Origin of the sequence: Streptomyces tibetensis (assembly GCF_007655005.1) — a bacterium.
In the GTDB taxonomy this organism is placed as follows: Bacteria; Actinomycetota; Actinomycetes; order Streptomycetales; family Streptomycetaceae; genus Streptomyces; species Streptomyces tibetensis.
Genome location: NZ_SZVW01000032.1, coordinates 60,808 through 81,501, shown reverse-complemented (window position 1 = coordinate 81,501; position 20,694 = coordinate 60,808). Strand labels below are relative to the sequence as shown.

18 protein-coding genes are annotated in these 20,694 nt (G+C 71.5%); 14 read left to right on the top strand and 4 right to left on the bottom strand.

Annotation, left to right across the window (positions count from 1 at the left end):
- Positions 1-1,857, bottom strand: coding sequence for an HSP90 family protein (locus tag FDO69_RS38685; protein WP_104788338.1), 1,857 nt, complete (start codon positions 1,855-1,857; stop codon positions 1-3).
- Positions 1,858-1,946: 89 nt separating this feature from the next.
- Positions 1,947-2,939, bottom strand: a complete 993-nt coding sequence (locus FDO69_RS38680; RefSeq protein WP_104788336.1) for a hypothetical protein — start codon at positions 2,937-2,939, stop codon at positions 1,947-1,949.
- Between the two features lie 265 nt (positions 2,940-3,204).
- On the opposite strand from FDO69_RS38680, the gene FDO69_RS38675 reads away from it, so the two are divergent.
- The gene (locus tag FDO69_RS38675) at positions 3,205-4,350 is read left to right on the top strand and encodes a serine hydrolase domain-containing protein (RefSeq protein WP_104788333.1); all 1,146 of its coding nucleotides are present in this window, start codon (positions 3,205-3,207) and stop codon (positions 4,348-4,350) included.
- A 35-nt stretch (positions 4,351-4,385) separates the two neighbouring features.
- Here the strand turns inward: FDO69_RS38675 and FDO69_RS38670 are convergent, their stop codons facing one another.
- Together FDO69_RS38670 and FDO69_RS38665 are read right to left on the bottom strand one after the other, a co-directional pair.
- Positions 4,386-6,101 carry a SpoIIE family protein phosphatase gene (locus FDO69_RS38670; protein WP_104788330.1) on the bottom strand — a complete coding sequence of 572 codons (1,716 nt, stop codon included), beginning with the start codon at positions 6,099-6,101 and terminating at the stop codon, positions 4,386-4,388.
- 229 nt (positions 6,102-6,330) lie between these two features.
- Positions 6,331-7,176, bottom strand: coding sequence for an endonuclease/exonuclease/phosphatase family protein (locus FDO69_RS38665; RefSeq protein WP_104788328.1), 846 nt, complete (start codon positions 7,174-7,176; stop codon positions 6,331-6,333).
- 245 nt (positions 7,177-7,421) lie between these two features.
- Between FDO69_RS38665 and FDO69_RS38660 the strand changes: the two genes are divergently transcribed.
- From FDO69_RS38660 to FDO69_RS38595, 13 genes are all read left to right on the top strand, one after another.
- Positions 7,422-8,117: a GAF and ANTAR domain-containing protein gene (locus FDO69_RS38660; protein ID WP_104788325.1), complete on the top strand. Its 696-nt coding sequence runs from the start codon at positions 7,422-7,424 to the stop codon at positions 8,115-8,117.
- Between the two features lie 778 nt (positions 8,118-8,895).
- Positions 8,896-9,957: a sugar ABC transporter substrate-binding protein gene (locus FDO69_RS38650; protein ID WP_104788319.1), complete on the top strand. Its 1,062-nt coding sequence runs from the start codon at positions 8,896-8,898 to the stop codon at positions 9,955-9,957.
- A gap of 44 nt (positions 9,958-10,001) precedes the next feature.
- Complete coding sequence (locus FDO69_RS38645; RefSeq protein WP_104788317.1) at positions 10,002-11,567, top strand: sugar ABC transporter ATP-binding protein; 1,566 nt, start codon at positions 10,002-10,004, stop codon at positions 11,565-11,567.
- Positions 11,560-12,603: an ABC transporter permease gene (locus FDO69_RS38640; RefSeq protein WP_104788314.1), complete on the top strand. Its 1,044-nt coding sequence runs from the start codon at positions 11,560-11,562 to the stop codon at positions 12,601-12,603. The genes FDO69_RS38645 and FDO69_RS38640 overlap by 8 nt, the downstream gene beginning before the upstream one ends.
- 96 nt (positions 12,604-12,699) lie before the next feature.
- A complete protein-coding gene (locus FDO69_RS38635) occupies positions 12,700-14,025 on the top strand; it encodes an L-fuconate dehydratase (RefSeq protein ID WP_104788311.1) in 1,326 nt (441 codons plus the stop codon).
- The gene (locus FDO69_RS38630) at positions 14,018-14,905 is read left to right on the top strand and encodes an amidohydrolase family protein (protein WP_104788308.1); all 888 of its coding nucleotides are present in this window, start codon (positions 14,018-14,020) and stop codon (positions 14,903-14,905) included. Before FDO69_RS38635 ends, FDO69_RS38630 begins: the two co-directional genes overlap by 8 nt.
- A 14-nt stretch (positions 14,906-14,919) precedes the next feature.
- Positions 14,920-15,357 carry an RbsD/FucU domain-containing protein gene (locus FDO69_RS38625; protein WP_104788306.1) on the top strand — a complete coding sequence of 146 codons (438 nt, stop codon included), beginning with the start codon at positions 14,920-14,922 and terminating at the stop codon, positions 15,355-15,357.
- Positions 15,354-16,397 (top strand): zinc-dependent alcohol dehydrogenase, encoded by a 1,044-nt coding sequence (locus tag FDO69_RS38620; protein ID WP_104788303.1) that lies wholly within the window; start codon positions 15,354-15,356, stop codon positions 16,395-16,397. Before FDO69_RS38625 ends, FDO69_RS38620 begins: the two co-directional genes overlap by 4 nt.
- Positions 16,394-17,152, top strand: coding sequence for an SDR family oxidoreductase (locus tag FDO69_RS38615; protein ID WP_104788301.1), 759 nt, complete (start codon positions 16,394-16,396; stop codon positions 17,150-17,152). The genes FDO69_RS38620 and FDO69_RS38615 overlap by 4 nt, the downstream gene beginning before the upstream one ends.
- Positions 17,149-17,808, top strand: a complete 660-nt coding sequence (locus FDO69_RS38610) for a bifunctional 4-hydroxy-2-oxoglutarate aldolase/2-dehydro-3-deoxy-phosphogluconate aldolase (RefSeq protein WP_104788298.1) — start codon at positions 17,149-17,151, stop codon at positions 17,806-17,808. The genes FDO69_RS38615 and FDO69_RS38610 overlap by 4 nt, the downstream gene beginning before the upstream one ends.
- Entirely contained in the window at positions 17,805-18,842 is a 1,038-nt protein-coding gene (locus FDO69_RS38605; protein WP_104788295.1) for a sugar kinase, read from the top strand. Before FDO69_RS38610 ends, FDO69_RS38605 begins: the two co-directional genes overlap by 4 nt.
- A 34-nt stretch (positions 18,843-18,876) precedes the next feature.
- Positions 18,877-19,908: an aldo/keto reductase gene (locus FDO69_RS38600; protein WP_104788292.1), complete on the top strand. Its 1,032-nt coding sequence runs from the start codon at positions 18,877-18,879 to the stop codon at positions 19,906-19,908.
- Positions 19,899-20,630 (top strand): FadR/GntR family transcriptional regulator, encoded by a 732-nt coding sequence (locus FDO69_RS38595; protein ID WP_104788289.1) that lies wholly within the window; start codon positions 19,899-19,901, stop codon positions 20,628-20,630. Before FDO69_RS38600 ends, FDO69_RS38595 begins: the two co-directional genes overlap by 10 nt.
- The last annotated feature ends 64 nt before the right edge of the window (positions 20,631-20,694 follow it).

Here is a 20,694-nt window from a genome sequence, read left to right as displayed (position 1 = left end):
TCAGCTGTCCTTGCGGAGGGCGTGGGCGAGCAGGTCGAGGAAGGAGCGGTTGATGAGGCTCGACTCGGCGGGCCGGAGCGGGCGCCGGGACAGCATCGCGGCCTGCCCGTACAGGGCTTCGGCGCTGGTGCGGGCCAGTTCGGGCTCGTCGATGGCGACGGCGGTGCGGACCAGCGGGTTGAGCTGGTTGAGGATCAGCTGCGCGCGCGGTGCCTCGTGGCGCAGGGCGCCCAGGATGTCGCCCCACAGGCCGCCCTCCTGCTCACGGGCGAGCTGGGAGCGGGTGCGTTCGTGCCGGGCCTCGCGGCTGTCGATGAGGAGGGCCGGCGCGGAGACGGGCTGGAAGGTGCGCAGGGCGACGTCGCAGTCGAAGACGGCCAGGGCGTCGCGGGCCTGCGCGAGATAGGCAGCGGCGGCGAGCTCCGTCTCCCGGTCGACGGGGTCGAGGTGGGCGGTGAGGGTCGCCGGGTCGAGGTCGGCGACGGCGGCCTCGGGCCTGATCTCGGGCAGCCGGTGGACCAGCTCACGGTCGTAGGTGTAGCCGCCGTTGACGACGCCGAGCCCGGCGGCCGAGGCGATCGCGGCGACCTGGCGGAACTCCTCCACGCTCGACGTCACCAGCACGGTGCGGTGGGTGCGGGCGAACTCGTCCAGGGTGCAGTGCCCGTCGGTGGTCTCGAACGGCAGCCAGGGCAGCAGCATCCGCAGGATCTCGTCGTCGTGCACGGCGAGGGACTTCACGGCCAGGTGGTGGGCCTGGAGGAAGCGGCCGAGCAGGTCCGGGTCGCCGGCGGCGGTCCGGGCGATCCAGTCGCGCAGCCGCTCTGCGAGGGCGTCGCGGACGGCGGCGAGGGTGGCGTCCTCGTAGAGGGACTCGCGGGACGCCGTGGGGCGCAGGCTCTCGGCGTCGACGACACAGCGGACGAAGAACGCCCAGTCGGGCAGGATCTCCTCGGCCTGCTCGGACAGCAGCATGCCCTTGACGTGCACGCGGTGGCCGTGGCGGCGCCCGGCCGGCACCGTCTCGGGCAGGATGCAGGCGATGCCCTTCAGGCCGACGGCCGGCAGGTCCAGCTCGATGGTGTCCAGCGGCTTGAAGCCGAAGACCTCCTCGCCGTACGCGGCCAGGGCACGGGACCGGGATCCCGGGGTGGGGTACGAACGCGCCCAAGGGGCGGGCTCGGGGTTGACGGACGTGCCGGAGCGCTCCGAGCCGCCCGTGCCGTCGTCGAAGGTGACCGGGTGGCGCAGCAGGGAGCCGAAGTGGCGGGCCAGTGCCCGCACTTGCACCGGCCGGGTCCACTCCCCCGCGTCGGCGCGCGGGGTCAGGGTGACGGTGGTGCCGGGCCGGGGGCGGGCGGATGCGGGCAGGGTGCGGACGGTGTAGCTGCCGTCGCCGCGTCCGCGCCACTCCACGGCGGGTGCGTCGGGGGTGCGGGCGGAGCGGCTCAGGACATGGATCTCGTCCGCGACCAGGAAGCAGGAGAGCAGGCCGATGCCGAACTGGCCGATGAAGTCGCCCCGTTGTTCGGCGATGCGGTCGGCGCGCTTGCTGCTGCGGCCGATGGTGGCGAGGAAGCCGTGCACGTCGGCCTCGGTGAGTCCGACGCCGTCGTCCTCGACGCGTACCACCGAGCCGTCGGCGTGCAGGCGTACGCCGAAGGCGTCGGCGGGGGCGGCCGGTTCGAGGGCGTGCCGGGCGGTCAGGGCGTCCACCGCGTTCTGCATCAGTTCACGCAGGTACACGCGGGGGCTGGAGTAGAGGTGGTGGGAGAGGAGGTCCACCAGGCCGCGAAGGTCGACCTGGAAGGTGCGGTCGGTGGCGGCGTGGTCGGTGGCGTGGTCACGCAGGGGCATGGGGCAGTCCGGGGGGGGGGAGGGAACGGCGGGGTGGGCGATGGTCCGCGGGACCGGCCGAGGACGGCCGGGGCGGGGCGGCCGGTGGCTCAGAAGGCCTTGCGGAAGCGCGCGTACACCTTCTGCGGGTCCGCCATGAAGGTCCACGGCCACTCGGTGAACACGCCCTCCAGCTCGCGGAAGACGTTGGAGGCGGTGCTGCTGCCCGCCAGCGAGAGGGCCATGGCGAAGATGTTGTAGTCGCCCTGCCAGCCCAGGCGGCGCTCGTACGCGTGGTGCAGGATGCTGCGCTCCGCCGCTTCCCTCAACTCGGTCCGGATCCGCGGGTGCTGCAGGCAGTCGCGGGTGTCGGACTCCACCCAGTCCTCGATGTGTGCCATGGCGACGGCACAGCCGAGCCGATGCCCGTCGGGCGCGCCGGCGAAGGCCTTCCGGGCGAACTCCAGGGCCTGGCCCGGCTCTCCGCCCCAGCGGGGCTGGAGGCGCGACACCCACTCCAGGTGGAGGTCCAGGTTCAGCGGATCACGGCGCAGACCGGCCGCGAGCCGGGCCTCCTGGACGCTGTCGTCGACGGACATGCCGCGTCCCGAGGTGAGCAGGTGGCGCCACGGCGTGACCCAGTCGGGCCGCAGCTCGGCGGCCTCGAGCAGGTGCTCCTCGGCGATACGCAGCCGCTCGTGGAAGGTCTGCCACTGCTCGCGGCCGACGTCCACGGCACGGGCGGACGTACGCGCCTCCCAGCCCCAGGAGACATGGCGCGCACCCGAGATCAGCAGGGCGGTCGCCCGGAGCTCCTTGTCGTCCTTGTCCTCCTCGGCGGCCCGGACGATCCATTCCTCCAGACCGTCCACGTCGCTCAGTTGCCCCAGGACCGCCTGTTCGCGGCCGAGGTCGAAGGGGGCGAGGGCCGCCTTGACCGCCGCCCAGTCGGCGGCGCCGGCCGCTTCCACGAGGGCGAGCACCCGGGTGTCCCCGAGTGCGCGCAGCTCGTACGTCCCGTTCTTCTGCCTGCGCGGGGCGGGCAGGACGTGCGGATCGGCCGCCGGTCTCTGCGCACCCCTGCCGAACAGCTTGCCGAACATGCCGCGCCCTCCCCTGGTACCGCGTGATCTTCCGGTGCAGCATAGGCGGACCCACCGACATGCTCTCCACCGGGTTTTCACCGGCACTTCACAAGACGCGAAGGCGTCGCGGCCGGCCCCTCCCGCCCGGTCGGCGGCCATCATGGCGGGTGTCCTCCGGTCTCAGGCGCCTGGCGCCGATCGGCCGCTGGGTTCGCTTCACCGATGACTTTTTGCGGCATGAGGAGTCGTAGACGCTGCTGACACCTGAGCCGGGAGGCCGTCGATGAACGCCGTGTACGACACCCTGCACCGCTATGTGGACGAGGGGCGGGTTCCGGGTGCCGTCGGCCTTGTGGCCCGCGGCGCCGACGTCCGGGTCGTGACCGCCGGTTCGGTGGACACCGAGGGCACCGCCCCGTTGGCACGGGACTCACTCTTCCGTATCGCCTCCATCACCAAGCCCATCGCGGCCGCGGCCGTCCTGATGCTGGTGGAGGAGGGACGTCTGGCTCTGGACGCCCCGGTCGAGCAGTGGCTGCTGGAGCTGTCGAAACCGAGCGTGGTGCGCGCCCCCGACGCCCCGGTCGAGGACGTCGTCCCGGCGGCCCGTCCGGTCACGGTCGAGGACCTGCTCAGCTCCCGCACCGGCTGGGGCTTTCCCGACGACTTCTCCCTCCCCGCCGTACAGGCCCTCTTCGCGGTGCAGAGGGACGGGCGCGCCCTGCAGGACTGGCCGGACCCGGACACCTGGCTCGGTCTTCTCGCTCAGGTCCCGATGGTGCGCCACCCCGGGGAAGCCTGGCTCTACGGCACCTCTTCCGACCTCCAGGGCATCCTGGTCGCCAGGGCGTCGGGCCGTACGTTCCCCGAATTCCTGGCAGAGCGGATCTTCGAACCGCTGGGCATGAAGGACACGGCCTTCGAGGTCCCCGTGGCGAAACGGCACCGCTTCACCTCGTCCTACACCCCGTCCCCGGACGGAGGCCTGACCCTGTCGGACACCCCCGACGGGCAGTGGAGCCGCCTCCCTCGCTTCCACTCCGGCGGCGGGGGCCTCGTCTCCACCGCCGACGACTGGCTGTCCTTCGCCCGTATGCTGCTGAACGACGGCGAGAGCGGCGGCCACCGCCTGCTGTCCCCCGCCTCGGTGCGCCGTATGACGACCAACCACCTCACGGCCGGGCAGCGCGCCGGCTCGTCACTCTTCCTGGAGGGCCAGGGCTGGGGCTATGGCGGCCAGGTCGACGTGACCCGGGCCGACCCGTGGAACGTCCCGGGCCGCTACGGCTGGGTCGGCGGCACGGGCACGACGGCGCACATCGACCCGTCCACGGGAACGGTCGCCGTTCTCCTGACCCAGGTGGGGATGGAGAGCCCGACGCCCACACCGCTCATGCGGGACTTCTGGAGGAGCGTGGCAGGCGGCTGAAGCCGTCGGTCGCAGGCCTGCCCTCGCCCCTCGGGTCAGCTGTCGGGGATGCGCAGGGCCAGGACGGCGACGTCGTCGTCGTTGCCCACGGGGCGTACACGGCGCAGGAGCTGGTCGGTGAACGAGGCGAGGGGCCGGTGGGCCAGGGCGGCGGCGTGCTGGCGCAGTCGGTCCAGTCCCTCGTCGAGGGTGCGGCGGGGCGCTTCGACGAGTCCGTCCGTGTACAGCACCAGAGTGGAACCGGGCGGGAGCTGCGCGGTGGCGTCCGGGCGCCGGGTGCCGGTCTGGGTGCCCAGCAGGATGCCATGGCCGTCGGTGAGGTAGCGCGCCAGGCCGTCCCGGCTGATCAGCAGCGGCGGAGGGTGGCCGGCGTTGGTCCAGGACAGTTGCCAGTCGCCGCCGTCGACCGGTTCGACCCGGGCGAAGATCGTCGTGGCCATGGTGACGTCGGTGATGTGCTGGATCGCCTCGTCGAGCCGTTCGACGACCCGGCTGGGAGGCTCGTGCTGGGACCATGCGTAGGCACGGAGCATGTTGCGGACCTGCGCCATGCCGGCCGCCGCCTCCAGGTCGTGACCGACGACGTCTCCGATGGCCAGGGCCGTGGACGCGTCGGACAGCGGGAAGGCGTCGTACCAGTCGCCGCCGACCTGGGAGGCGTCGGGTGCGGGCAGATAGCGCACGGTCATCTGCAGGCCGGAGACGCCCGGCATCTGCGGCAGCAGATGGTTCTGCATGGTCTCGGCGACCTTGCGCTGGCGCTGGTAGAGGCGGGCGTTGTCCAGGGCGAGACCGGCACGGCGTGCGATGTCCTCGATCAGGGGGAGGTCCACGGGCGTGAAGGGCGCCGATTTCTCGTCGCGGCCCAGGGTCAGCGCTCCCAGGACGGCGCGGGTGCTGCGGATGGGCGCGATGGCCGCGGAGCGCATCCCGGTGACGTCGAAGAGGCGGCGCTGCTCGACCGCGATGCCGGAGTCCGGTGCCCCCTGATAGGTCTGCGGGCCGGCCAGGTTGGACGCGACCCCGCGCAAGGCCCTGGACAGGGGCATCTGCGATTCCTCCGGGATCGGCGGCATCGGTCCCTGCAGGTCCTCGTGGGGCGTGAGCGTCTCGCCGTCGGCGTGGACCACGAGGGTGCGCCACACCTCGTCGCGCTCGGTGATCAGGTCGACGACCACCCAGTCCGCGAGGCGGGGCAGGACCAGCGTCACCAGCCGCCGCAGCGCCTCGTCCACGTCGAGCGTGGAGGTCAGCTGCGTGGTGGTCTCGGCCAGCAGGGCGAGTCGTGCCAGCTCCGACAGCGGCCGCGTCGTCGGCTCGGGCTCCGGCTCCGGCTCGGCGACCTGCAGGTGGTCGGAGGCGTGGAAGACGACGAGCGTGCCGTCGTGCCGGCCTTCGAGGTCGTACGGCGTGATCAGCCAGGAGATGCGCAGCACGGTGCCGTCGGCACCTGCGAAGTAGTCCTCGTCGGCCTGGGCGGTGCGCCCGGCGTGGAAGGCCTGCCGCATGGCGCACTGGGTTCTCGGCAGGGGCTGCCCCTGCGGGCCGCGGTGCAGCAGATCGTGCGCGTCATGTCCGATCAGGTCGGCGGCGGGCCGGCCCAGCAGGCGCTCGGCGTGGGCGTTCACGGCGATGATGCAGCCCTGCTCGTCCACGAGGTAGGCGCCGGCGCCGATGGCTTCCAGGGACGCGACGGACGCTGTCGGCACGGACGGCCCGTGAACGGACTCCGTGTGTTCCGGCCCCGTCATCTCGGCCTCCCTGCTGATCGGGCCGACCTCCCCGCTCGCCGGCGTCCCCTGCTTGCTTGCCTTCCCCGTATGCCCATACGCGGGGTTTTTCCACGTGCCGGGGCGACCTCAACGCTTCGTGCAGCCCGTGCGGGCCAGCTGACCTGCGGTCCCGGGGAATCGGTCCATCCGGTCGCGGACGCCGGGCAGGGCGCGGCCGTCACCGGCGGGGGCCGCCTCGTGAACGCCCTCAGCTCAGGTCGAGGTCGGCGTGCAGCAGGTTGTGGTCCGAGTACGAGGTCGGATGCACGCGGTGCCTGAGCGGGACGACGCCTCGCAGGAACACGTAGTCGAACTTGCTGTGCCAGTCGGTCGTCGGCCGGCAGCCGCCGGTGGGCGACGGACGGCACTGCGGGTCGGCATCCGTGGCCAGTGCCCAGATGTTGGACAGTTCGGGGGCTTCCGGCACGGCGTTGAAGTCGCCGAGGAGGATCGCGCGGTCGTGCCGGGCGACCTCCGCCGCGAGCACGCGGGTCTGCTCCGCCCGGACCGCCTCCTGACGTCGCTGGGCGAGATGGGTGTTGAAGACCCGGACGGACCTGCCGTCGACGGTGGTGGTGACGGCCATGTACCCGCGGTCCTCGGAGCCGCCGTCGGGATATTCCACGGTGACCGGGTCCGTCATCGGCGCGGCCGACAGGACCGCCTGGCCGAAGGCCCCCGGGCTCCACGGTGTCCCCCCGCAGCGGCCCCACTTGTGCAGCACCGACCCGTACTCGACGTGGTAGGCCAGCCCGTGCAGGTTCTCCAGATACTCCCGGATCCTCTCGACGTCCCGCACACATGCTTCCTGAAGGCCGACGACCTGAGGCGCGTACGCGGCGATCTCCGCGGCCTTGTCGACGTCGCTCGCCTCGCAGGGGTTGCAGATGTTCCACGTCATGACCCGGTTCGGGACGACGTCCCTGGCCGCCACGGCGGGCTGCGCCCCGGCGAAGAGGGCACCGTCGGGTGCACTGGGTCCGACGAGCACCACGCAGACCGCCAGCATGACGCCCGCGAGCAACCGCGCGCCCGTACGCCTGTCGAGCACCATCGCCTCCTCACGGCGGACACGTCCGGCCTCTGACGCCTCCAAGCACGAGGTTATGGGACGGGATCGTCGGCAACCCAGGGGTTGCGTGATCTCGTCACCGCGGCCCCCGAATCACCATCGCTCGGCCCACCGGACCGGAAGGCGCCGCGGCTCGCGCCGCGCTCCGTGGTCCTGGCGCCTTCGACGGTAAGGGGCAAGGCTGTGCGTAGGGTGGCCGGACTGGTGATCGACGCGGGCGGTGCGACATGGAGTGGCAGAAGTTCGCCGAGGAAATGGCCGTGCTCGCGCGGACCCTGCTGAAACAGGACTCCGTACAGCAGACACTGGACGAGATCGCGGCATCGGCCGTGAGGCTGGTGGACGGCTGTGACGCGGCGGGGATCCTCGCGGTGCGCAAGGGCCGTGCCGTCACGCTGTCCTCGTGCGGCGACATGGTCCAGGAGTCCGACCGTCTGCAGGGCGAGCTGGGCGAGGGGCCGTGCTTCGACCTCGCCCGCCGCGCGGAAGACGAGCGCGTGTTCCGGATCGTGGACATGACCCGGCCCCAGCCGGACTGGCCCCGCTACGCCGCGGCCGCGCGCGAGCTGGGCATCGGCAGCATGACCGGGGTCCTGCTCTACACCCACGACGAGGACTTCGGCGCACTCAACCTGTACGCCGGCCGCCCGGGCACCTTCACCGAGGACATCGCGACCGCCGGCTGGCTGCTGGCCTCGCACGCCGCCGTCGCCCTCTCGGACGCCCGCACCATCGACCAGCTCGAACACGCGCTGCAGACCCGGCACGCCATCGGCGAGGCCATGGGCATCCTCATGGAGCGCCACGGGATGAGCGACGAAGACGCCTTCAACGTGCTGCGCAACATCTCCCAGCACCACAACGTCAAGCTGCGCGACGTCGCGCAGCGTATCCGTGACAAGCGCTCCGGCAAGCAGTCCTGAGCACACCGGCGATCAGATCAGACATCCCATGTAGGAGGGCCAAGCCACCCTCCCCCGGCCATCCGCGCGTCCCCGATCGCCCGGTAACGGTGATATTTCGCCTGGGTGAAAAGGTTTTGTCGCGCATGCTCTAGACAAGCGCGGGCACATCCCCGTTAATTCATCCCATGTCATCGGCGTTCGTCCCGTCGGGCTCACGAGATGGAGTCAGTGGCTGCGGCCCCTGCCGCCGCTCATGAGAACCCCGCGCGACGGCCATGACCTCGGCCCGGCAGGCCGCCCTCGCTCCACCGGTGACAAAACCTTGGCAGGTGACTACGCCGGCGCCTCCTCGACCTTCGCCCACGGGTGGAACCTGCGGTGGACGCAGACTTTCCACCCCGCCTACGAACTGCAGCCGTCCACCCCGGGCATGACCACCGTCAACGACTTCGCCCGGATCACCGACTCTGCGCGGACGCGCAGGGCAACTCCACGGACAACCGCGCGAACGTCATCCAGCGGCCCTCCACCACCGGCTGGAACCAGGAGTGGCAGCTCGTGGGGCTGTGACGGGTGTCACGGATCCATCTCATTATTGATGGGATGGATCTTCCTCCAGGGCTGCGCAGCAGCCATTCCCTAGATCGCCTGACGCGCCTTACCTGCAACTTCACTCAAGCCTCTAGACGGCCCGACCGAACAGCATCTATAAACATCCCATCTCTTCACGAGCGACACACAGCTGTCGTGTCGGCGTAACAACTTCCGCTACGGGACCAGCGCGAGGAATCCAACGATGAGACTCAGATCCGCTCTCTGCTCCACCGTTTCCGTCGTCTGCGCACTGACGCTGCTCAGCGCCTGCGGCGGCTCCACCACCGCCGCGTCGTCGGGCGACAAGCCGCTCGTGGGTGTCGACTACCCCCGCTCCGACACCGACTTCTGGAACTCGTACATCAAGTACACCCCCCAGTTCGCCAAGGAGCTGGGCCTGGACCTGAAGACCACCAACTCGCAGAACGACGTCGCCAAGCTGACCGCGAACGCGCAGACCTTCATGAGCCAGGGGGTCAAGGGCGTCGCGATGGCCCCGCAGGACACCGCCGCCATCGCGCCCACCCTGGCGCAGATGGAGGCCAAGAAGATCCCCGTCGTCACCGTGGACACCCGCCCCGACAGCGGCAAGGTCTACATGGTCGTCCGCGCCGACAACCGCGCCTACGGCGAGAAGGCCTGCCAGTTCCTCGGCACCAAGCTGGGCGGCAAGGGCAAGGTCGTCATGCTGCAGGGCGGCCTCGACTCCATCAACGGCCGTGACCGCACCGAGGCGTTCAACGACTGCATGAAGAAGAACTACCCCGGCATCAAGGTCCTCGGCGAGGCCACCAACTGGGACGGGGCGATAGCGGCCCAGAAGCTCCAGACCGACCTGACCGCCAACCCGGACATCAAGGGCGTCTACATGCAGTCCAGCTTCGCCCTGGCCGGCACGCTCCAGGTGCTCAAGCAGCGCGGTCTGCTGGTCGACCCGAAGAACAAGAAGCACGTGTTCGTGGTCTCCAACGACGGCATCCCCGAGGAGCTCAAGTCCATCGCCGCGGGCAAGATCGACGCCACCGTCTCCCAGCCGGCCGACCTCTACGCCAAGTACGCCCTGTACTACCTGAAGGCCGCGATCGACGGGAAGAAGTTCAAGCCCGGCAAGACCGACCACGACAGCACCATCATCCAGGTCCGTCCCGGCCTGCTGGAGGACCAGCTCTCCGCCCCGCTGGTCACGGCGGACGGCGGCACCTACGGCGGTGTCCCCAGCGTCAAGAGCGACGACAAGGCCCTCTGGGGCAACAACCTCGGCTGACATTCCCCGGCAGAGCCACAGCTGACGAGATCTAGGCGGTTGAGATGAAGGACGGGGAGCGAACAGCGAACCCCGTGCCCGCCCCGGCGGACCATGGGCGGGCCTCCACGGGCCTGCCCATCGTCGAGGCGACGCGCATAGTCAAACGATTCGGTCCGACGGTGGCCCTGAACGGCGCCCGGATCACCATCAGGGCCGGCGAGACCCACGCGCTCGTCGGACGCAACGGGGCGGGCAAGTCCACCCTGGTGTCCGTCCTCACGGGCCTGCAGTCCCCGGACGAGGGCAAGGTCACCTTCGGCGGCAGCCCCGCACCGCGACTCGCGGACCGCGACGCCTGGCGGCAGCGTGTGGCGTGCGTCTACCAGAAATCCACGATCATCCCCACGCTGACCGTCGCGGAGAACCTCTTCCTGAACCGGCACGACCACGGTCCCAGCCGGCTGATCAGCTGGACGGGCGTGCGCCGCCGGGCCCAGGAACTGCTGTCGACCTGGTCGGTGGACGTCGACCCGCAGACCCCGGCCGGCGACCTGAACGTGGAGCAGCGGCAGTTCGTGGAGATCGCCCGGGCGCTGTCCTTCGGGGCCCGGTTCATCATCCTCGACGAACCCACCGCACAACTCGACGGGGCGGCCATCAACCGGCTCTTCGACCGCATCCGCGACCTGCAACGCCAGGGCGTGACCTTCCTGTTCATCAGTCACCACCTGCAGGAGGTCTACGAGATCTGCGACATGGTGACGGTGTTCCGCGACGCCCGGCACATCGTGACCGCCCCGGTCGCCGGCCTGCCCCGCACGGAGCTGGTCGCCGCCATGACCGGCGAGGCGGCGGCGGACCGGCGGCAGGAACGCCCCAGCAGCCTCGACAGCACCGCCCCGCCCGCGCTGTCCGTGCGCGCGCTGGGCAGTGACGGCGACTACGGTGACGTGACGTTCCGGGTGGGCGCCGGGGAGATCGTCGGACTCGCGGGGGCCGCCGCCAGCGGCCGTACCGAGGTCGCCGAGACGGTTGTGGGTCTGCGGGCCGCTTCGACCGGAAACATCGAGATCGCCGGTCGCCGGCCCCGGCCGGGCAGCGTGCCCGCCGCCCTCGCCGCAGGTGCCGGGTTCGTCCCGCAGGACCGGCACCATCAGGGCTTCGTGCCCGACATGTCGATCGCGGACAACGCCACGCTGTCCGTGCCCAAGCGCCTGGGCCAAGGCGGGTTCCTGAACCGCGGCCGGCGGGACCGGCTCGCGGAGGGCATGATCCGGAACCTGGCGATCAAGACACCGGGCCCTGAGCTGCCCGTCTCCGGACTCTCCGGAGGCAACCAGCAGAAGGTCGTCATGGCCCGGGCCCTGGCCGACGACCCCCGGCTGCTGGTCCTGATCAACCCGACCGCCGGCGTGGACGTGCGGTCCAAGGAATTCCTCCTCGGCAAGGTCGAGGAGACCGCTCAGAGCGGCACCGGAGTACTCATCGCCTCCGACGAGCTCGACGACCTGCGCATGTGCGACCGCGTCCTGGTGATGTTCCAGGGCCGTGTGACCAACGAGATCGCCCGAGGCTGGCACGACCACGACCTCGTCGCCGCGATGGAAGGAATGGACCTCAATGCCTGAAACCGTCGTCGCCGACGCGTCCGCCACCGCGACGGACGCGCACCGCGCGAAGCGGATCGCGCTGCTCGGCGGCCGGATCCCGCTGGCCCGGCTGCGTGACCTCGCGCTCGTTCCGGCGATCGTGGCCATCGCGATCGTCGGCCAGATCGTCAACCCGGTCTTCCTGCAGGCCGACAACCTCATCAACGTCCTGCAGACCATGTCCGAGATGGCGCTGCTGGTCCTCGCGCAGACGATGATCCTGATCGTCAAGAAGATGGACCTGTCCCTGGAGTCCACGATGGGTCTCGCGCCCGGCGTGGCCGCCTGGCTCGTGGTGCCGGCCGGAGCCGGACACGGGCTCGGGCTGATACCCGGGGGCCTGTCGATCCCCGTGACCCTGGCCGTGGGTCTGCTGATCGGCGTCATCAACTCCGTCCTGATCATCCGCTTCGGCCTCAACGGCTTCATCGTCACGCTCGGCATGCTGATCGTGCTGCGCGGCATCCTCACCGGCATCTCCGGCGGCCAGACGTTCTTCCAGCTGCCCTCCTCGATGCTCTACCTGGGCACCGCCGAATGGATCGGCATGCCGGCCTCGATCTGGATCTGCCTGGCCCTGTTCGCCGTCGCGATCGTCGTCCTCGGCTGGACCAGCTTCGGCCGCTCGCTCTACGCCATCGGCGGCAACGTCGACGCGGCGAAGGCGGCCGGCATCCGCACCGACCGGGTGCTGTGGATCGTCATCGTCACCGGCAGCCTGCTCGCCGCCCTCGCGGGTCTGATGCTCTCCGGACGGCTGGCCTCGGTCGCCTCCGCCCAGGGCAACGGCTACATCTTCACCGTGTTCGCCGCGGCCGTCATCGGTGGCATCAGCCTCAACGGCGGCAAGGGCACCGTGTTCGGCGCCTTCAGCGGCATCCTGCTGCTCTTCATGATCCAGAACGTGCTCACCCTGGCCGGTGTCCCCGCCCAGTGGATCGGCGCCCTCAACGGCCTGATCATCCTGGTCGCCCTGACCATCTCCCGGATCACGGGCGGCAAGGTCCAGGAGTGAACCGGGCGGCCGTCGCCGCCGGACACCGACCACCGCCTCACCCTTCCCGCCGCAGGGGGGCCGCGCGCCCCACCCGCCCCCACAGGAGTTGCTGCCATGTCCTCCGCCGTGCCCTCCACCGCCCGCATCATCGCCCTGGACGTCCTGGACGTCCGCTTCCCCACCTCCGAGCATCTCGACGGCTCGGACGCGATGAACCCCGAGCCCGACTACTCGGCCGCCTACGTGGTCCTGCGCACCGACGCCGGCGACGGGCTGGAGGGCCACGCGCTGGCCTTCACCACCGGGCGGGGCAACGACGCGCAGGCCGCCGCCATCGCCACCCTCGCCCCGCACGTCGTCGGACGGTCGGTCGAGGAAGTCTGCGGCGACCTCGGCGCCTTCTCCCGCTCCCTCGTCCACGATCCCCAACTGCGCTGGCTGGGGCCGGAGAAGGGCGCCATCCACATGGCGACCGGCGCCGTCGTCAACGCCGCCTGGGACCTCGCGGCCAAGCGCGCCGGAAAGCCCGTCTGGCGCTTTCTCGGTGAGATGTCCCCCGAGGAGCTCGTGGCGCAGGTGGACTTCCGCTGGCTGTCCGACGCCCTCACCCCCGAGGAGGCCCTGGAGATCCTGCGCCGTGCCGAGCCGGGCCGCGAGCGGCGCATCGGCCTGCTGATCGACGGTGGCTATCCCGCGTACACCACCACCCCGGGCTGGCTGGGGTACTCCGACGAGAAGCTGGCCCGGCTGTCCCGCGAGGCCGTCGCCGACGGCTTCACGCAGATCAAGCTGAAGGTCGGGGCGTCTTTGGAGGACGACATCCGGCGCATGCGCGTCGCCCGCGAGACGGTCGGCCCGGACATCCGCGTCGCGGTCGACGCCAACCAGAGATGGGACGTCCAGCCCGCCATCGACTGGATGCGCGAGCTGGCCCCCTACGACCCGTACTGGATCGAGGAGCCCACCTCCCCCGACGACATCCTCGGCCACGCCGCCGTCCGCAAGGCGGTCAGCCCCATCAAGGTCGCCACCGGCGAGCACATCGCCAACCGGGTCGTCTTCAAGCAGCTGCTGCAGGCCGGCGCGGTGGACATCGTGCAGATCGACTCGGCGCGCGTCGGCGGTGTCAACGAGAACATCGCGATCCTGCTGCTCGCCGCGAAGTTCGGCGTGCCGGTCTGCCCGCACGCCGGCGGAGTGGGCCTGTGCGAGATGGTGCAGCACCTGTCGATGTTCGACTTCGTCGCCGTCTCCGGCACCACCGAGGACCGCGTCATCGAGTACGTCGACCATCTGCACGAGCACTTCGTCGACCCGGTGCGCATCACCGACGGCCACTACCTGCCCCCGACCCTGCCCGGCCTGAGCGCGCAGATGCACCCGGAGTCCCTCAAGGAGTACTCCTACCCCGACGGCCCGGTCTGGTCCTCCCGTGTCTGAGTTCCTGCCCCTGGTCGACTCCCACCACCACGTGTGGGACCTGGACCGCCGCCCGCAGCCCTGGCTGGACGAGCCGGGCCTCGAACCGATCCGCCGTAGCTACGGCGTCGAGGACCTGCGGCGGGAGGCGATCCGGCCGATCGCGGGCCGGTGGCTGACGCGGACCGTGCTCGTCCAGTGCATCGCGTCCCTGCCGGAGACGGCGGAACTGCTCGTGCTCGCCGACAAGGACCCGCTGGTCGGCGCGGTCGTCGGCTGGGCGGATCTCGCCGGGGCCGACGTCGGGGACATGCTCGACGTGCTCCTCGCCGGTACCGGGGGCTCGAACCTGAGGGCCGTGCGGCACGTGGTGCAGGGGGAGCCCGATCCGCAGTGGTTGCAGCAGCCGGTCGTCGAACGGGGCCTGCGCGCCGTCCAGGACCGGGGCCTCGGCTATGACGTGCTCATCCGCAGTCATCAGTTCCCGCAGGCCATTCGCCTCGCCCAGCGCTTCCCCGAGCTTCCCCTGGTCCTGGACCACGCGGGGAAGCCGCCCATCGGCCCCCACGCGCACCGTGACACCCTGCCCGACTGGCAGCGGAGGGTGCGCGTGCTGGCCGGCTTCCCGCAGGTGCGGTGCAAGGTCTCCGGGCTGATCACCGAGGCCGACCACCGCGAGTGGACCATCGCCGACATCCGGCCGGTGTGGGACACCCTGCTGGCGGCCTTCGGCCCCTACCGGCTCATGTTCGGCTCCGACTGGCCCGTCTGCCTCCTGGCCGGCGGCTGGGCCCGCTGGGCGGCCACCGTCGAGGAGCTGCTGCATGGTTTCTCCGAGCACGAGAAGCAGGCGCTGCTGTGCGACACGGCGGCCGGCTTCTACCGGCTGTACGAGACGTAGGAAGAGGCCCTTTCATGCTGCTGACCGAACTGCTCCACCCCGGCATCCTCGAAGCGCTCGCGGGAGCCGGGCACGGGGCCCGTGTCCTGCTCGCCGACGGCCACTACCCCGCCAGCACCGCCGTCGGGGAACGGGCGAGGATCGTCCACCTCAACCTCTCCCCCGGCGTGCTCGACGTCAGCACCGTCCTCGACGTCCTGCTGCGGGCCCTGCCCGTCGAGACGGCCCACGTGATGGTGCCGCCCGAGGGGGAGCCGGAACCGCCGGCCATCGCCGAGTACCGCTCCCGGCTCGCGCCCGTCCCCGTGAAGACACTCGGCCGTTTCGAGTTCTACGACGCCGCCCGCTCACCCGACCTGGCCCTGGCCGTCGTCACCGCCGACACCCGTACCTACGCCAACCTGCTGCTGACCATCGGCGTCCGCGCTGAAAGGACCCTGATCCCACGATGAGTCTCGCCGTTCGCTATCTCGCCGCCCGAACGCTCGACACCGCGCCGGCCGAAAGCGCCGAACCCGGCCCGGGCGAGGTGCAGGTGGCTCCCGCCTACGTCGGTATCTGCGGCACCGACCTGCACATCTTCCACGGCGACATGGACGCCCGCGTCGCGACGCCCGCCGTGCTCGGGCACGAGATGTCCGGCCACGTCGTCGCGGTCGGGGCGGGCGTGGAGGGCTGGCGCCCCGGAGACGCGGTCACCGTGATGCCGCTGCGCTGGGACGACACCTGCCCGGCCTGCCGCTCCGGCCACCGGCACATCTGCCAGCACCTGGACTTCATCGGCATCGACTCCCCCGGTGCGATGCAGCAGCGCTGGACCGTCCCCGCCTCCACCCTCATCCGCCTGCCCCACTCCCTGCCCCTGGACCAGGCCGCGCTCGTCGAGCCCACCGCGGTCGCGGTGCACGACGTCGGCCGGGCCGGTGTCCGCCACGGCGAGAAGGTCGTCGTGGTCGGCGGCGGTCCGATCGGCATCCTCATCGCCCTGGTCGCACGGGCCGCCGGCGCCGAAGTGCGTGTGGTGGAACTCAGCGCGCACCGCCGGCTGCTCGCCGAGGAACTGGGGCTGACCACCTGGGACCCGGCCGCCGCCGACATCCCCTCGCTCGTCGGCGAGTGGACCGGCGACGCGGGCGCCGACGTGGCCTTCGAGGTGTCCGGTGCCGCCGGCGGCGTCGACACGGCCGTCGAGGTCCTCGGGGTACGCGGGCGGCTGTGCCTGGTCGCCATCCACCCGAGGCCCCGCGAGATCAACCTGCACCGCTTCTTCTGGCGCGAACTCACCCTCGTCGGGGCCCGGTTGTACGACCGTTCCGACTTCGAGAAGGCGGTCGCCCTGGTCGCCGACGGCACCGTCGCCGCCCACCGCCTCATCAGCAAGGTCGTCCCGCTCACCCGGGCACCGGCCGCCTTCGAGGCCCTGGAAGGCGGCGGTGACGTGATGAAGATCCTCGTCGACTGCACCATCGACTCCGAGGGAGCCGCCGCGTGAACGCCTTCGACCTCACCGGAAAACTCGCCGTCGTCACCGGCGCCAGCCGTGGCATCGGCCGCGCCATGGCCCGTGGCCTCGCCGAGGCCGGCGCCGACATCATCGGCGTCAGCGCGTCACTGGAGGCGGGCAGCGACGTCGAGAAGGACGTCACCGCCGCGGGCCGCACCTTCGAGGCGATCCGCACCGACTTCGCCGACCCCGAAGCCGTACGGGCACTCGGGGCCGACCTCGCCGGGCGTGAGCGCCCGGTGGACATCCTCGTCAACAACGCCGGCACCATCCGCCGCACGCCCGCCGCCCAGCACTCCGACGCGGACTGGGCGCTGGTGCTCCAGGTCAACCTCAGCGCACAGTTCGCGCTCACCCGCGCGGTCGGGGCGGGCATGGTCGCCCGCGGGCACGGCAAGGTCATCTTCACGGCTTCGCTGCTCAGCTACCAGGGCGGCATCACCGTTCCCGGCTACACCGCCGCCAAGCACGGCATCGCCGGCCTGACCAAGGCCCTGGCCAACGAGTGGGCCCCGCACGGCGTCAACGTCAACGCCATCGCCCCTGGCTACATCGCCACCGACAACACCCAGGCGCTCCAGGACGACCCGGCACGCAGCAAGGCCATCCTGGAGCGGATTCCCGCCGGCCGCTGGGGATCCGCCGACGATCTCGCCGGTGCGACCGTCTTCCTCGCGTCCGGTGCGGCCGACTACATCCACGGCACCACCCTGCCCGTCGACGGCGGATGGCTCGGCCGATGAGTGCGACGAGTGCGGTGCGTGCGACGAGCGGCAACGACCTGACGGCCGTCCTCGCGGGGGCCCGTCTCCTGCCCGTGCTGACCGTGCCGTCCGTGGCGACCGCCGGCTTCCTGGCCGACGCGCTCGCTGCGGGCGGTGCCCGGTGCGCCGAGGTCACCTTCCGCACGCCCGACGCCGAGCAGGCCCTCAAGGCGATGGCGGCCCACGGCGGCCTGACCGTCGGCGCCGGCACCGTCCTCACGGCCGAGCAGGCGGAACGGGCGGTGGCGGCCGGGGCCCGGTTCCTCGTCTCCCCGGGTTTCGACGCGGAAGTCATCGACAGGGGCCGGGAGCTGGGGGTCCCGGTCGTGCCCGGAATCGCCACCGCGACCGAGTTGATGCGCGCGCTGAAGGCGGGCCTGGACACGGTCAAGCTGTTCCCCGCCGAGCCGCTCGGCGGCACCCGGATGCTCCGGGCGCTGGCGGCTCCCTTCCCGCAGGCCCGGTTCGTGCCCACCGGCGGCATCGGCCCGGATCTGATGCCCGGCTACCTCTCCCACCCGGCGGTCCTCGCCGTGGGCGGCAGCTGGATGGTCACCTCCGGCCACCTGGAACGCGGCGAGTACGCGGAGATCCGGCGGCTGACCGCCGAGGCCGTGGAGAGGAGCACGCCGTGACCGAGGTGATCGCCCTGGGCGAGGTGATGCTGCGCTTCGACCCGGGCGAGGGACGGATCCGCACCGCCCGTTCCTTCCAGGTGTGGGAGGGGGGCGGTGAGTACAACGTGGTACGGAGTCTGCGCCGCTGCTTCGGCCTGCGCACCGCGGTCGTCACCGCCCTCGCCGACAACGCCGTGGGCCGGCTCGTCGAGGACCTGATCCTGCAGGGCGGCGTCGACACCTCGCTGATCCGCTGGGTCCCCGACGACGGCATCGGCCGCCGCGCCCGCAACGGCCTCAACTTCGTGGAACGCGGCTACGGCATCCGCGGCGCTCTCGGCGTCAGCGACCGGGCGAACACGGCCGTGTCGCACCTGCGGAAGGGAGACGTCGACTGGGATGCCGTGTTCTCCGGATCGGTGCGCTGGTTCCACACCGGCGGCGTCTTCGCCGGCCTGTCGGACACCACCGTCGATGTGGCCGACGAGGCGATGGCCGCCGCTCGCCGTCATGGCGTGACCGTCTCCTACGACCCCAACTACCGCCCCAGCCTCTGGACCGGCCGTGGCGGCGCCGACGGCGCCCGGGAGGCGGACCTGCGCCTTGCCCGGCACGCCGACGTCGTCGTGGGTGCCCTGGGTCTCGCGGGCAGCCGTCCGGGCGCCTGTCGGCTCACGGCCGACGAGGTTCCCGACGCGCTCGCCGAGGTCGCCGGTCTGCTGCCCGGGGTGAGCGTGCTGGCCACCACGTTGCGCGAGGTGCCGTCCGCCGGCGTCAACGACTGGTCCGCGGTCGCCTGGTCCCCCGGGACCGGCCTCGTCGCCGGTCCGCACATGCCCGGACTGCACGTCCTGGACCGGATCGGCTCGGGCGACGGCTTCGCCGCGGGGCTCGTCTACGGCCTGCTCACCGGCGCGGGCCTGGAACAGGCCCTCGCCTACGGCACCGCCCACGGCGCCCTCGTCATGACCACCCCGGGGGACGTCTCCATGGCCACCCTCGCCGAGGTGGAGGCGCTCGCCGCGGGCGGCTCCGCCCACGTCAGACGCTGACAGCACGCGACCCGTCATCCCCGAGGAGAACGTCTTGCGCCGCCGAACGATCCGCAACACCCGTGTCGAACTCACCGAGCTCGGCTTCGGAGCCTCCGTGATCGGCAACCTCTACCGCATCACCTCCCCCGAGGAGGCGTCAGCCGCGGTCGACGCCGCCTGGGACGCCGGCATCCGCTACTTCGACACCGCCCCCCACTACGGTCTGGGCCTGTCCGAACGCCGCCTCGGCACCGCGCTGCGCGCGAGGCCGCGCAGCGAGTACGTCGTCTCCTCCAAGGTGGGCCGCCTGCTCGTCCCCAACGAAAACCCCCGTGGTGTCGACAGCGAGGGCTTCGTCGTCCGCGACGACGTGCGCCGTCAGTGGGACTTCAGCCGGGACGGGGTGCTGAGCTCCATCGAAGCCACGCTGGAACGCACGGGCCTGGACCACCTGGACGTCGTCTATCTCCACGACCCCGACGACCACTGGCGACAGGCCGCCGACGAGGCCATGCCCGCCCTCGCCGACCTGCGCGACCAGGGCGTCGTCGGCGCGATCGGCGCCGGTATGAACCAGTCCGCCATGCTCGCCCGGTTCCTGCGCGAGACCGCCGCCGACGTCGTCATGCTCGCCGGCCGCTACACCCTGCTCGACCAGGGCGCCCTCGACGACGTCCTGCCGGCCGCGCGGGAGACCGGCAAGAGCGTCGTCGCCGTCGGTGTCTTCAACTCGGGCCTGCTCTCCCGCGACCGTCCCGCCGCCGGCATGAAGTACGACTACCAGGACGCCCCGCCCGACCTCGTACGGCGTGCCCTGGCCATCGCGGAGATCTGCGAGGCCCACGGCACGAGTCTGCCCGCCGCGGCCATCGCCTTCCCCCACACCCACCCCGACGTCGTCAACGTCACCCTCGGCATGCGCGACGCCGGCCAGGTCACCCGCAACGCGCAGCTCCACCACCGGAGCACTCCCGCCGGCCTCTGGAACGACCTCCTCGACCAGGGACTCATCCGACCCGACGTGCCCGTCGGGCGGGTCCCGCAGGGTGACGGCATCCCCGAGAGGAGCACATCGTGTCCCTGACCGACAGGGCGATCGCGCAGATCCGCGAGCTCATCGCCTCCGGTACGCTCCCGCCCGGCTCCAAGCTGCCTCCCGAGCAGGAACTGGCGGCCCAGCTCGGCCTGTCCCGCAATCTGGCCCGCGAGGCGGTCAAGGCGCTGGCCGTGGCCCGCGTCCTGGAGGTCAGACGGGGAGACGGCACCTATGTCACCAGCCTCCAGCCGGGTCTGCTGCTCGAAGGGCTGGGCGGCGCGGTGGAGCTGCTCCAGGTGGACCCGGGCGTCGTACTCGACCTCATGGAGGTCCGGCGCCTTCTGGAACCGGTCGTCACCGCGCTGGCCGTCGCCCGGATCTCGGACGACGGCCTGGCCGAGGTGAAGGGACATCTGGACGCGATGCGGGAAGCGAGCGGGGTCGAGCAGCTGAACGCCCATGACGCGGCCTTCCACCGGGCCATCGCGAACGTCACCGGCAACGAAACCCTCATCACCCTCCTCGAAGGCATCTCGGGCCGCACCCTGCGCGCCCGCATCTGGCGCGGCCTGGTCGACAGCCGGTCCTACGGACGCACCCTCGCGGAGCACGAGGCGATCTACGCCGCCCTGGCCGCTCGCGATGCGGCATTGGGCCACGCGGCGGCCCTGCTGCACGTCAGCAACACCGAGCAGTGGCTGCGGAAGCACCTGGAGTCCACGAGCGGCTCGCCCGAGAGCGGCGGCCCGGCAGGCGGACTCGCCTCCTGACCAGGGCCGCCCACGCCGGGTGCGAACCGTCAGGAGGCCCCGGACGGCCGGGCCCGACGCGACG